Raw genomic sequence first — 13,145 nt, forward strand, 5'->3', positions numbered from 1 at the left:
CATCTGTGCCCCGCGGTCGGGATCGGTAAACCCCACGGGCAGTGAACAGGAGAAAATGAGAGTGCGTTCGTCGATTCTGGCAGCGGCCCTCGCGGTCACTATTGCAGGTTCCGTCGGTGGGTGCAGTGCGGCCGACCGGGCCGAACCTGGGCACATGCCCGTCGTCGTCGGAGCCGGGAATTCCGACCTCTCCCGGTTGCTCGCACAGATCTACGCAGGAGGACTCCGGTCGACGGGAGCCGAGGTCTCCGTCGCCGAGAACCTGGGGGATCGGACGGCGTACCTCGCGGCGCTGGACCGCGGCGAGGTATCGATGATCCCCGACCTGACCGGGGACCTGTTGCGCACCTTCGACACCCTGGCCGGGGCAACCGAAACAGAGGACGTGTTCACCGAGCTGAACCGATCGCTGCCCGCCGGACTGTCGGTGGGAGACTACGCAACCGCCGAGGATCGATTGGCCCTTGCTCTCGCTCCAGACGCGATCTTGGACGAGGGCGCGACGGTGACCGAATTTCTTCGTCGGGACGACGTGACAGTCGGAACGGTCGAGGGGGAGGTCGATCCGATGGACGTGAGGATGGAGGGTGTGGGCAGTCCCAGCTTCACCGGGGCCCGTTTCTCCGAGTTCATGGTGTACCCGGATGCGCAGTTCGCCGTCGACGACCTGAATTCCGGTGCGGTGGATGCTCTCGCGATTCGGACTGCGTCGTTCGGTCCGCTGGCCAAGGATCTGACGACTCTGCCCGACGACGATCACGTGTATCCGGCGCAGAACGTCGTTCCGCTGTACCGCACCGGTGTGCTGGACGAGAGCGCGGTGAAGTCGTTCTCGGTGGTGGCGGGGGAGCTGACGACAGCGGACCTCGCCGACATGATCGGCGAGGTCCGCGGGGGTGCTGCGTCAGGCGATGTCGCCGGCCGCTGGCTCGGCGAGCACAGCCTCTGACACGTCGGACTTCTGCTTTGCTCTGAGCTTGCGGCCCAGATAGGAACCCATGTGCTGGACGGCTTCGGCTGCTTCCCGCAGGATCGACGCCTGCAGATGCGCCACGTGCCAGAGCCTCTTGTACTCGATGTACTCGAGTTCGACGCCGGACAGGCGCAGCTTGTCCGCGAACGCGGTGATCTGCGGATAGAGCACCTCGTCCGTCCCGACGTGCATGACGACCGGAGGCAGCTCATCGAGGTTGCCCTGGAGCGGCGCGAAGCCTTGATCCAGCGGGTCGCCCGCCCCGAGATACGCGTCGGCCGAGGAGTTCGACCACCCGGTGTTGACCACCAGGTCGCGCGGCTTGACCGCGTCGCGTGCGCCCGGATCGACCCACGGTGAGATCAATCCGAGTGCTGCCGGCCTCGCGCCGTCGTCCACCAGCCGCCTCGCCGTCGCGACGGTCAACCCGCCGCCTGCCGAATCACCGGCGATGGCGATGCGATCCGGGGTGAAGCCGTGCGAACGCACCAGTTCTCGGAACGCCGCCACGGCGTCGTCGAGCGCGGCCGGGTACGGGTTCTCCGGGGCCAGTCGGTAGTCGAGTACGTACACGGCGCTGGCCGACTCTCGGGCCAGATGGGCGGCGAGCGATCGGTGGGTGTTGATCGAACCGATCGTGAACGCGCCCCCGTGGAGGTACAGGATGGCGGTGTCGCGTTCGGTGGCTCCGACGGTGATGCGCTCGGCTCGCCTGCCCGCGAGCGTCAGCTTCTGCGCGACGGTCCCGTGCGGGAGCGTCTGCACGGGAGCCGCGGCCTCGAGGACCGCCCGCTGCGCCCGGAAGGACAGACGCGGATTCAGCGCGAGGCGATAGAAGGGCTTGAGCGCCGCCGCAACGATCGGCAGTGGAACGTAGAAGGCTTTCACGACGCGGCCCGCCTACTTCTTCGACCGTGGCATGGCCCGATTGGACACCGCAGCGATCAGGCCCTGGTACCGCGAGCCGGTGATGCGTTGCAGCAGATCGAGCGCGATGGCGTCGGAACCGATGAGCACGCGACCCCGGCCCTTCTCGACGCCCTTGAGAATGGTCTTGGCCGCGTCGATCGGGGTGGTCTTCGCCAACTTGCTGTCGAAGAACTTCGCCACGTCGGCCTGGTCGAAATTCTCGGCGACGGTGGCGTTGCGGGCGATGGCAGTCTTGATGCCGCCGGGGTGCACCACGGTCACCTTCACCGGAGCCTTCGCGATCAACATCTCCATGCGCAGCGACTCGCTGAATCCGCGGACGGCGAACTTCGCAGCGTTGTACGCGGACTGGGACGGCATCGCCAACAGGCCGAACAGGCTGGAGATGTTGACGATGTGGCCGTCGCCGGAGGCCTTGATGTGCGGCAGAAATGCCTTGGTGCCGTTGACGACGCCCCAGAAATCGACGTCGACGATGCGCTCGATGTCCTTGAACGAGGAGTTCTCCACGTCACCGTGGTATGCGATGCCCGCGTTGTTGTAGATCTGGTTGACCTTGCCGAAATGCGCGACGACGGCCTCGGCGTAGTCCAGCACGGTCTCGCGCTGCGAGACGTCGAGGAAATCGGACTTCACCTCGGCTCCGAGTGCCTCGACGCGGCGCACCGTCTCGTCGAGTCCGGCGGTGTCGACGTCGGACAGTGCGAGCTTGGCTCCGCGTCCGGCCAGCTCGAGGGCCAGGGCCCGGCCGATTCCCGAACCCGCGCCGGTGACGACGGCCACCTTGCCTGTGAATGTGCTCATCGTGCGGACACCTTGTCTGTGTTGTTGCCGGCGGCCGTGCTCGCCGACGCGGAGGTCAGATCTGCGGTTGCGACGCTACGGTACGCATCGAGATCGAAATGCTTGGTCTGACGACGGAACTCGAACGTGAACCCGGGCCACAGGGTGGTGTTGTTTCCGTGCTTGTCCAGATACCAGCTGGCGCAGCCACCGTTCATCCAGACGCTCTTGGCGAGCTGGTCCTGCAGAGTCACGTTGTACTCGTCCTGCACGTCCTTGCGCACTTCGATGGTCCCGATGTCGTGCTTGTCGATGGTGTTCAAGGCGTCGACCAGGTAGTTGATCTGCGACTCGATCATGAAGACCATCGAGGTGTGCCCGAGGCCTGTGTTTGGGCCGACGAGGAAGAACATGTTCGGGAAGTTCGCCACCGCGGCGCCCTTGTAGCCCTGCTGTCCGCCGTCGTCGAACGTCTGCGCCAGCGTCCGGCCGTCCTTGCCGACGATGGCTTGGTATGCAGGCGAATCGGTGACGTGGAAGCCGGTGGCGACGACGAGTGCGTCGATCGGGCGCTCGGTGCCGTCCTTGGTGACGATCGATCCCTTCCGGATCTCGGCGATGCCGTCGGTCACGAGGTCGACGTTGCTCTGCGCGAGAGCGGGGTAGTACGCGTTGGAGATCAACATGCGCTTGCAGCCGATGCGGAAGTTCGGAGTCACCTTCGCGCGCAGCGCCTTGTCCTTGATCTGCGTGCGCAGATGATTCTCCGACGCCCACTGCAGCGGCTTCATGAACGCGGGGTTCTTCGCCAGCCCGACGACCTGGGTCTCACGCATCGCGTAGATGCCGGCGCGGGCGAGGCGCTGGAAGCCGGGCACATGCTTGAAGGCGAAGCGCTCGAGCTTGGTGTACGGGCGATCGGCGCGAGGGAGGATCCACGGCGCGGTGCGCTGGTAGACGTCGAGGTGCTCGACCTGGCCTGCAATGGCGGGAACGATCTGGATCGCCGACGCGCCGGTCCCGATGACGGCGACGCGCTTACCGGCGAGCGAGACGTCGTGGTTCCACTGAGCGGAGTGGAAGACGTCGCCCTCGAAATCGTGAATTCCCTTGATATCGGGCAGGTTCGGCTCACACAGTGCGCCGACGGCCGAGACGACGATCTTGGCGGTGTAGTTGCCGGTGGTCGTCTCGACGTCCCAGCGGCTGGTGGAGGCGTTCCATCGCGCCGACGTCACGTCCGTGCCGAAGACGTGCTTGTCCATGACGCCGTACTTGCGCGCAACTCCGGCGATGTACTTCTGGATCTCGGGCTGGGTGGAGAACGAACGAGTCCACTCCGGGTTCAGCGCGAACGAGTACGAGTACAGATGCGAGGGCACGTCGCAGGCTGCACCGGGGTAGGTGTTGTCGCGCCAGGTACCGCCCACATCGTGGCCGCGTTCGACGACGACGAAATTCTTCTTGCCTGCCTTGGTCAGCTTGATCGCTGCTCCGAGCCCGGCGAAACCACTGCCGATGATCAGCGTATCGACGTGACGCGGCGACGTTGCGCGGTCCGAAGTATCTGTTACGGGAAGACTCATGTAGAGCAGACTAGAAGCTTACTGAGTGTGAGTCAATAGTTATTGACTACTATTCAATAGGATGATTGCATGGCGGATGTGAACCGCGCTGGAGTATCGACGACGAAAAGGACCAGACTCAGTCCGCAGCAACGACGAGCGCAGCTGATCGAGCTCGGCACCGAGATGCTCGCCGATCGGCCACTCGAACAGATCTCCGTCGAGGACATCGCCGATCAGGCCGGAGTCTCCCGAGGTCTACTGTTCCACTACTTCGCGTCCAAGCAGGACTTTCACCTCGAAATAGTCCGCGAGGCGTCGCGGTCGATGATCGAACGGACCGCACCCGACCCCGACCTCGAACCCTTCGAGATTCTGCGCGACTCCATCGCCAACTACGTCGACTACGTCAGCGAGAAACGCGACACCTTCATCTCCCTGCTCCGCGGCACGGCAAGCGGAGACCCCCAGATGCGCGAGGTGTTCGAGCAGACCCGCACCACCATGGCCGATCGCACTCTCGTCCAACTCGCTCAACTCGACGTCGATGTCACCCCCACCATCGACCTCGCCGTCCGCGGGTGGATCGCCTTCGTCGAAGAAGCCACCATCACCTGGCTCAGAAATCCACAGATCACCCGCGACGAGTTGATCGACCTGAACGTCAACGCCCTGCCTGCTGTCGCCCTGGCCCCGGGCATGATCTCCGCGCTCCTGGGAGCCGACGCCGACGCCTGAGCCCCGCCCCAGTGTGCGTCCCCCCGGTTCGACGTCCTCCCCGGTTGCAGGTCCTCCCCAGTTGGGATCAATGTCCCTTTGTTGCAGTCTGACCGACTGAATCCCGCATTCATCCGAAGTGCGGCCGAGGCCACAGCCGAATGAATGCGGCTTTGTTGCAGTCTGACCGACTGAATCCCACATTGATCCCAACCCGGGTGCGCCCAGAAACGGCGAAAGCGGCCCACTCCCGAAGGAGTGGGCCGCTTGTCGCTGTCGGAGATCTAGTCTTCGCCGACCTTGTTGAAGGCCTCGTCGATGATTTCGAGTTGCTCGACGGCGTGCACCTTGCTCGAGCCCGAGGACGGTGCGGACATGGCGCGACGGGAGATGCGCTTGATGCCGACCAGCTTTTCGGGCATGAGTTCGGGCAATGCGAGACCGAAGAACGGCCAGGCACCCTGGTTCGCAGGCTCTTCCTGAACCCAGCGGAATTCCGTTGCGTTCGGGTAGCTCTCGAGTGCTTCCCGGATTCGACGCGTCGGCACGGGGTAGAGCTGCTCGATGCGGACGATGGCGACGTCGTCGCGGTTGTCCTTCTGCTTGCGAGCGAGGAGCTCGTAGTAGAGCTTGCCGCTGACCATCAGCACGCGCTTGACCTTGCTGCGGTCGCCGGTGCCGGTGTCGTAGGTGGGCTCGTCGAACACCGAGTGGAACTTGCCGTCGGTGAAGTCCTCGATGTTGCTCACTGCTGCCTTGTTGCGCAGCATCGACTTCGGGGTGAAGACGATCAGCGGGCGACGGATTCCGTCACGCGCATGCCTACGCAGCAGGTGGAAGTAGTTCGCGGGGGTCGAGGGGAGTGCGACGGTCATCGATCCTTCGGCGCACAGCGTCAGGAAGCGTTCGATGCGTCCGGACGTGTGGTCCGGGCCCTGACCCTCGTGGCCGTGCGGGAGCAGCAGCACGACGTCGGAGAGTTGTCCCCACTTGGCTTCACCGGACGAGATGAACTCGTCGATGATGGACTGGGCACCGTTGACGAAGTCGCCGAACTGCGCTTCCCACATCACCAGCGCGTCCGGGTTGCCCACGGAGTAGCCGTACTCGAAGCCGACGGCCGCGAACTCGCTCAGTGCGGAGTCGTAGACCATGAACTTGCCGGGGTTGTCGCTGCCGATGTTCTGCAGCGGCGTGTACTCGGAACCGGTCTTGCGGTCGATGATCACCGAGTGCCGCTGCGTGAACGTGCCGCGGCGGGTGTCCTGGCCCGAGAAACGAATGTTGCGTCCCTCGTCCACGAGCGAGCCGAGTGCGAGCAGTTCGCCGAAGGCCCAGTCGACCTTGCCCTCGTACGCCATTTCCCGACGCTTCTCGAGCACCGGCTTGACGCGGGGGTGCACGTTGAATCCCTCGGGGATGTCGAGGTGCGCATCACCGATGCGGTGCAGGACGGCCTTGTCGACGGCGGTGGTGAGCTTGGTCGGCAACTGCTGGTCGAGTTCGACCGATTCGCTGGGCTCCGGGGTGTACTTCTCGAGTTCGCGTACCTCGTTGAAGACGCGTTCGAGCTGACCCTGGTAGTCGCGGAGCGCGTCCTCGGCTTCCTTGAGCGAGATGTCGCCACGGCCGATGAGCGATTCGGTGTAGCTCTTGCGGACGCTGCGCTTGGTGTCGATCACGTCGTACATCGCCGGCTGGGTCATCGAGGGGTCGTCGCCCTCGTTGTGTCCGCGACGGCGGTAGCAGATCATGTCGATGACGACGTCCTTGTGGAACTTCTGACGGAAGTCCACTGCCAGCTGAGCCACCCAGGCACATGCCTCGGGGTCGTCGCCGTTGACGTGGAAGATCGGCGCGGCGATCATCTTGGCCACGTCGGTGCAGTACTCGGACGAGCGCGAGAACTCAGGCGAGGTGGTGAAGCCGACCTGGTTGTTGACGACGATGTGCACGGTTCCGCCGGTGCGGTAGCCACGCAGATCGGACAGGTTCAGCGTTTCCGCGACGACGCCCTGGCCTGCGAAGGCCGCATCGCCGTGCAGCATCAGCGGCAGCACGGAGTAACCGCCCTGGCCGGTGCCCTTGTCCAGGAGGTCCTGCTTGGCCCGGACGAGGCCTTCGAGAACGGGGTCGACGGCTTCGAGGTGCGACGGGTTCGCCGTGAGCGAGACCTTGATGTCGTTGTCGCCGAACATCTGGATGTACGTGCCCTCGGCGCCGAGGTGGTACTTCACGTCACCGGAGCCGTGTGCGGCAGCCGGGTTCATGTTGCCCTCGAACTCGGTGAAGATCTTCGAGTAGGGCTTGCCGACGATGTTGGCCAGCACGTTCAGGCGACCGCGGTGCGGCATGCCGATGACGACCTCGTCGAGGGCGTACTCGGCGCTCTGGTCGATGACGGAGTCCATCATCGGGATGACCGACTCGGCACCTTCGAGCGAGAAGCGCTTCTGTCCGACGTACTTGGTCTGCAGGAACGTCTCGAAGGCCTCGGCTGCGTTGAGCTTGCTGAGGATGTACTTCTGTTGCGCCACAGTCGGTTTGACGTGCTTGGCTTCGACGCGTTCCTGCAGCCACGAGACCTGCTCGGTCTCGAGGATGTGGGTGTACTCGACGCCGACGTGGCGGCAGTACGAGTCGCGCAGGACGCTGAGCACGTCGCGCAGCTTCATCTTGTCCTTGCCGTGGAATCCGCCGACCTTGAACTCGCGGTCGAGATCCCACAGCGTCAGGTCGTGGCTGATCACGTCGAGGTCCGGATGCATCCGGAACTTGTCCTTGGTGAACTGCAACGGGTCGGTGTCGGCCATCAGGTGACCGCGGTTGCGGTACGCCGCGATGAGCTCGAGCACGCGGGTGTTCTTGTCGACGGTGCCCTCGGGCAGATCCTTGCGCCAGCGGATCGGCTCGTACGGGATCTTGAGCGAATGGAACAGCTCGTCGTAGAACTCGTCGCTGATCAGCAGATTGTGGATCGTCTTGAGGAAGTCGCCCGACTCCGCACCCTGAATGATGCGGTGGTCGTACGTCGAGGTCAGCGTCATGAGCTTGCCGACGCCGAACTCGGCGAGACGCTCGTCGCTGGCACCCTGGAACTCCGCCGGGTACTCCATGGCACCGGCACCGATGATGGCACCCTGGCCGTTCATCAGGCGCGGGACGGAGTGGACGGTGCCGATTCCGCCGGGGTTGGTCAGCGAGATCGTGACGCCCTGGAAGTCCTCGCCGGTGAGCTTGCCGTCGCGGGCACGCCGGACGATGTCCTCGTACGCGTTGTAGAACTGCGTGAACGTGAAGTCCTGCGTGTTCTTGATGGCCGCGACGACGAGGGAACGGTTGCCGTCCTTGCCGGGAAGGTCGATCGCCAGACCGAGGTTGATCGACGCCGGAGTGACGGCGTTGGGCTTGCCGTCGACCTCGGCGAAGTGGCGGTTCATGTTCGGGAACGCCTTGACGGCCTGCACGATGGCGTAGCCGAGCAGGTGCGTGAACGAGATCTTGCCGCCGCGGGTACGCGCGAGGTGGTTGTTGATGACGAGGCGATTGTCGACCATGAGCTTGGCCGGGATGGCTCGCACGCTGGTAGCTGTCGGAATCTGCAGCGAGGCGGACATGTTCTTGGCAACCGCCGCAGCTGCGCCGCGCAGAATCTTGCTCGACTCTTCACCGAATTCGGCAGCGGCGGGCTTGGCCGGGGCTGCCTTCTTCTCGGCCGGCTTGGCCGGGGCCGACTTCGCCGGAGCAGGCTTGGATTCAGCAGCCTTGGGAGCTGCGGCCTTCGCGGGGGCTTCGGTCTTCTTGGGAGCTTCGGTCTTCGGGGCTTCGGTCTTCGCGGCCGAGGCGGCGGGCTTCGCAGGAGGCGCGGGTGCTGCGGGAGGAGCGGACTTGGCCGAGCTGCCGTTCGAGGCCGAGCCGTTGGAACCGGACTTACCGTTGGAGATGGGGTTCTCGTCGATCACGGCTTCGGGGTCGTAATCGGTGAGGAACTCGTGCCAGCTCGCGTCGACGGAGGACGGGTCCTGCTTGAACCGCTGGTACATCTCGTCGACCAGCCATTGATTTTGTCCGAATTGGGTAGTAGAGCTGCTGCTCACGGCAGTAGTTCGCCTCGTTTCTGTCTTCGTTCCCGATCAGCGCGCGTACGACTCCAGGCTAGACCTCCGGTCGAGATCGCGTGCGTCCGGGACGTAGCTGTGATATGTACTCACCGGTAACCATCGGCCTCGTTGTCGATGACCCCGTTGACTATCGAATTATTCCCCCGGTTCGTTTCGGCTGCAGCCCACAATGTGGCGTAGAAGCCGTCCCGTTTGCGAAGTTCGGAATGTCGTCCGACTTCCACGATACGACCACCGTCGACGACCACGATCAAATCCGCTCGTGCGGCGGTGGCCAATCGGTGCGCGACGACCACTGCGGTGCGGGTCCGCGCAACGGCGTTGCTGGCTTCGAGGACCTTGCGTTCGGTGGCCGGATCTAGGGTTGCGGTCGCTTCGTCGAGCAGGAGTAGATCGGGATCCACCAGTTCGGCGCGGGCCAGTGCGATCAGCTGTCGCTGGCCGGCCGACAACCCTTGGCCGCGTTCGCCGACAGGTTGCTGCATACCGCCGCGAAGTGCAGCGATGGTGTCGAGGGCCCCGACCGAGCGTGCCGCGTTCTCGATGTCGGCCCGGCTGGCGTCGGGCCTGCCGTACGCGATGTTCGACGCGATGGTTCCGGTGAACAGGTGGGCTTCCTGCGGTACGACGCCCAGCCGGTGGCGGTAGTCGGACAACCGGTAGTCGCGGAGGTCGTGGCCACCTACGCGTACCGATCCCGAGGTCGGGTCGTAGAACCGAGCGAGCAGCTTCACGACGGTGGATTTGCCTGCTCCGGTGCGGCCGACCAATGCGACGGTGGTGCCGGCCGGGATGCTGAGAGATACCTCACTGAGCGCGTCGGAGTGAGCTCCGGCATACCGAAAGCTGACGTCGACGAGGTCGATGTCGGCGTGCAGGCGATTGCCGACGACTGCACCGGACCCGGTCGCTGTCGCTGTTTCGATCGAACTCGTCGTGCGTAGGAGGTCTCCGATTCGGCCGACGCCGACGCGGGCCTGCTGGTAGCCGTCGAACACTTGCGAGAGTTGCTGGATCGGGCCGAAGAGGAGTCCGAGGTACAACACGAACGCCACCAGGGTGCCCGCGGTGGCGGTGCCCGTGGCGATCTGATGCGCACCGACGAAGACGACGACGGCCAGCGCGACATCCGAGAGCAGCGTGATGAACGGGAAGAACACCGAGATCGCGGTCTGCGATCGCATCCGGCTCGCTCGGTAGCGGTTGCTGCGTTCGGCGAAGCGAGAGGCTGCGTACTCCTCACGTCGGTATGCCTGCGCTGCGCGCAGTCCGGTGACGTTCTCCTGGAAATCGGCGTTGACGATGGAGATGCGTTCGCGCGAGGTCGAGTACGCAGCCGAGGAGATGCGTCGGAAGACGACGGTTGCAACGGCGAGTGGCGGCACGACCGCCAGGGCCACCAGCCCGAGTGTCGTATCCGTGACGAGCAGTGCGATCGCGATGCCGACGACGGTCAGCACGCTGACCACGGCCGTGGACGCGCCGGTCTGGATGAACGACGACAGCGCATCGACGTCGGTGGTCATTCGCGTCATGATGCGCCCGGACAGCTCGCGCTCGTAGTAGTCCAGCCCGAGTCTCTGAATGTGCGCGTAGCTGCGTACTCGCAATCCGAACAGCACCCGCTCGCCGGCTCGTGCGGTGAGCACGGTCGTCGCGCAGACCACGAACCAGCTGGCAGCAGCCAGGGCGACGCCTATCGATGTTGCGATCCACAGGGTGTCGGAGTCACCGCGGGCCACGCCGCTGTCCACTGCGTACCGGACGAGTGAGGGAAAGGCGATCGAGGCGATCGAGTCCAGCGCCAGCAGCACCACGACACCTGCCAGCAGCAGCCGGACAGGACTCAGCAGTCGTGAGAGCCGGAATTCCGGGTCGGGTCGACGCAACTGTTGTCCCGATCCGCCTGGTTCCTCCGTTGCCGGCGGTAGGGCTGCCACCGCGTCGGAGATGGCCTGCGTCGGTGCCAACGAGCCGAATGCGCCGGCCATCGCTGCGCCGTGTGTGCCTCCGCCTCCGGCACCTGCGGGCGGCATCGCGGCACCGGGGTTCGATGCGGCTTCCAGAGCATCGTCCGGCCAGAGCATCGCCGCCGACGGTTCCGTGCGCGCTTCTGGTGCGGCGTCGCTGTGTTCGTTCTCGTCTCCGCCGGCGAGGAGAGCGCGGAACAGTGGGCAGCGCTCGTCGAGTTCGTCGACTGTGCCGGTGTCGATGATGCGTCCACCGTCGAGGACGGCTACTCGGTCGGCCAACGTCAGTGTCGATCGGCGGTGTGCGAGGACGAGGGTCGCCCGGGTACGCACGCCGCGCAGTGCGTCGAAGATGGCGGCCTCGGTCTCGGCGTCGACGGCGGAGGTGGCGTCGTCGAGGACGAGAATCCGCGGCTCGACCAACAGGGCGCGAGCCAGGGCGATGCGTTGGCGTTGCCCGCCCGAAAGGGTGAGGCCGCGTTCGCCGACGAGACTGTCGTAGCCCTCGGGCAGAGCGTCGATGAAGGTCGAGGCCTGAGCCAGCCGAGCCGCGTGTTCGATCTCCTCCGCGCTTGCCTCGGGCCTGCCGAGCGCGATGTTGGCGGCGATGGTGTCGGAGAACAGAAACGGCTCGTCGAAGACCAACGACACCGCTTCGCGCAGTGACGCGGAATCCAGGTCGTCGATGTCGATGGACGTGTCCCCGGAGGTCACCGCGATCCGGCCGCGAGTAGGGCGATAGAAGCGGGGGAGCAGCAGGGAGAGCGCGGTCTTTCCCGAGCCCGCGTGTCCCACGACGGCCACCGTCTCCCCGGGGGCGATGCTCAGGTCGAGGTCGCTGAGAACGTTGCGCTCTGCCTCGAATCCGAACGTGACGCCGGTGAGGTGGACGCCGAGGGGGCCGTCGGGCAGTGCGATGGGGTGCGCCGGTTCCGGTGCGGTCGGCTCGGTGTCGACCACTTCGTAGACGCGCTCGACGGCCGCGCGGGAGAGCTGCGCCATGATCACCACCGACGACACGGTTCGGGTGACGGCGGACAGCGTGGCCACGTAGGTGGCGAAGGCGAGAAAGGTGCCGATGGTGATGTGGCCGTGCAGTGCCAACCAGCCGCCGAGAGCGATGACGCCGACCAGTCCGAGCTGAGGAATGGTTGACATGGTCGGTGCGAACCGTGAATTGATGCGGGCCGAGCGCATGCGTTCGGCGAACAGCCTGCGCCCGAGAGCTTCGATGCGATCCACCGCACGCGCTTCCTGCCCGAAGCCCTTGACCACCCGGACTCCGGTGACGGTCTCCTCCACGTGCTGGGCCAGATCGGCGGCGCGCTGTTGTGCGGACCAGGTGGCAGCGAAGAGGGTGGGTCGCATTCGGTAGACGACGACGCTGACCGCGGGAACGATGACGACCGCGACAAGGGTGAGCAGCGGTGAGAGGTAGGCCATCACGACCAGGGCCAGGACGAACTGCAGAATTGCCCCGGCCGACAGCGGCACCATGGCGAGCAGACCCTGCACCAACTGCAGGTCGGTGATCGATCTCGACACGACCTGGCCGGTTCGGATTTCGTCCTGCTTACGACCGTCGAGCCGCTGCAGCGACGCCAGCAGGTCCATCCGCAGGTCGTGTTGAACATCGATCGACAGGCGACCGGCGAGCATGCGCCGACCGAACTGGCAGGCGAATCGCAGAGCACCCAGCAGTGCGATGGCTATCGCGACTCCGGCGATCACGTCGTTCTTGCCTGCGCTGGCGTCGTCGATCGCGAGGCGCGTCAGCAGCGGAAACGAGATGTCGATGAGGGCGGCGATCATCGTCACGCCCAGTGCGCCGAGTGCCGTCCGCCGGTGCAACATGCACTGCGCGAGCAGACGTCTGATCCAGCCACGCCGTGTGATCGACGACGCGGTGATCGACGACGCGGTGGTCGGCCGGGAGTCGGTGGGTACGCCGGACGAGCCGGGGTCGGTTTCCAGCAGACGGGTACTGCCCGTATTGCTGCCCGACCCTGCTCGATCCTTCACGTATTCGCTGTGTGCCATCGATTCACACGGTAGACCCGGCTACCGACAGCAGGATCGGGCGAAC

Annotated in this window: 7 protein-coding genes; 2 read left to right on the top strand and 5 right to left on the bottom strand. The window is 65.1% G+C overall.

Going from position 1 to position 13,145, the window contains the following annotated elements:
• The first annotated feature begins 55 nt into the window (after positions 1 to 55).
• On the top strand, positions 56 to 949 hold the full coding sequence (locus tag ASH04_RS05105) for a glycine betaine ABC transporter substrate-binding protein (protein WP_027498023.1): 894 nt from the start codon (positions 56 to 58) through the stop codon (positions 947 to 949).
• Here the strand turns inward: ASH04_RS05105 and ASH04_RS05110 are convergent.
• From ASH04_RS05110 to ASH04_RS05120, 3 genes are read right to left on the bottom strand one after another with little or no spacing between them, the layout of a single operon-like run.
• Entirely contained in the window at positions 905 to 1,861 is a 957-nt protein-coding gene (locus ASH04_RS05110; RefSeq protein WP_027498022.1) for an alpha/beta hydrolase, read from the bottom strand. The genes ASH04_RS05105 and ASH04_RS05110 overlap by 45 nt on opposite strands.
• Before the next feature lie 12 nt (positions 1,862 to 1,873).
• Complete coding sequence (locus tag ASH04_RS05115; RefSeq protein ID WP_057472859.1) at positions 1,874 to 2,707, bottom strand: SDR family NAD(P)-dependent oxidoreductase; 834 nt, start codon at positions 2,705 to 2,707, stop codon at positions 1,874 to 1,876.
• A complete protein-coding gene (locus ASH04_RS05120) occupies positions 2,704 to 4,272 on the bottom strand; it encodes a flavin-containing monooxygenase (RefSeq protein ID WP_027498020.1) in 1,569 nt (522 codons plus the stop codon). Before ASH04_RS05120 ends, ASH04_RS05115 begins: the two co-directional genes overlap by 4 nt.
• 69 nt (positions 4,273 to 4,341) lie before the next feature.
• Here ASH04_RS05120 and ASH04_RS05125 point away from each other — a divergent pair, with 69 nt between their 5' ends.
• Positions 4,342 to 4,989 (top strand): TetR/AcrR family transcriptional regulator, encoded by a 648-nt coding sequence (locus ASH04_RS05125; protein WP_032371667.1) that lies wholly within the window; start codon positions 4,342 to 4,344, stop codon positions 4,987 to 4,989.
• 263 nt (positions 4,990 to 5,252) lie between these two features.
• On the opposite strand, the gene ASH04_RS05130 is transcribed toward ASH04_RS05125, so the two are convergent.
• Positions 5,253 to 9,065, bottom strand: a complete 3,813-nt coding sequence (locus ASH04_RS05130) for a multifunctional oxoglutarate decarboxylase/oxoglutarate dehydrogenase thiamine pyrophosphate-binding subunit/dihydrolipoyllysine-residue succinyltransferase subunit (protein ID WP_080729385.1) — start codon at positions 9,063 to 9,065, stop codon at positions 5,253 to 5,255.
• A 110-nt stretch (positions 9,066 to 9,175) separates the two neighbouring features.
• On the bottom strand, positions 9,176 to 12,913 hold the full coding sequence (locus ASH04_RS05135; RefSeq protein WP_057472949.1) for an ABC transporter ATP-binding protein: 3,738 nt from the start codon (positions 12,911 to 12,913) through the stop codon (positions 9,176 to 9,178).
• Positions 12,914 to 13,145: the final 232 nt, after the last annotated feature.

The sequence above is a fragment of the Rhodococcus sp. Leaf233 genome, from assembly GCF_001426165.1.
GTDB lineage: Bacteria > Actinomycetota > Actinomycetes > Mycobacteriales > Mycobacteriaceae > Rhodococcoides > Rhodococcoides fascians.

Excerpts from the sequence above, each read along its gene's own strand:
- ASH04_RS05120 (WP_027498020.1), bottom strand. The coding sequence starts at position 4,272 with ATGAGTCTTCCCGTAACAGATACTTCGGACCGCGCAACGTCGCCGCGT.
- ASH04_RS05125 (WP_032371667.1), top strand. The coding sequence starts at position 4,342 with ATGGCGGATGTGAACCGCGCTGGAGTATCGACGACGAAAAGGACCAGA.
- ASH04_RS05135 (WP_057472949.1), bottom strand. The coding sequence starts at position 12,913 with ATGTTGCACCGGCGGACGGCACTCGGCGCACTGGGCGTGACGATGATC.
- ASH04_RS05105 (WP_027498023.1), top strand. The coding sequence starts at position 56 with ATGAGAGTGCGTTCGTCGATTCTGGCAGCGGCCCTCGCGGTCACTATT.
- ASH04_RS05115 (WP_057472859.1), bottom strand. The coding sequence starts at position 2,707 with ATGAGCACATTCACAGGCAAGGTGGCCGTCGTCACCGGCGCGGGTTCG.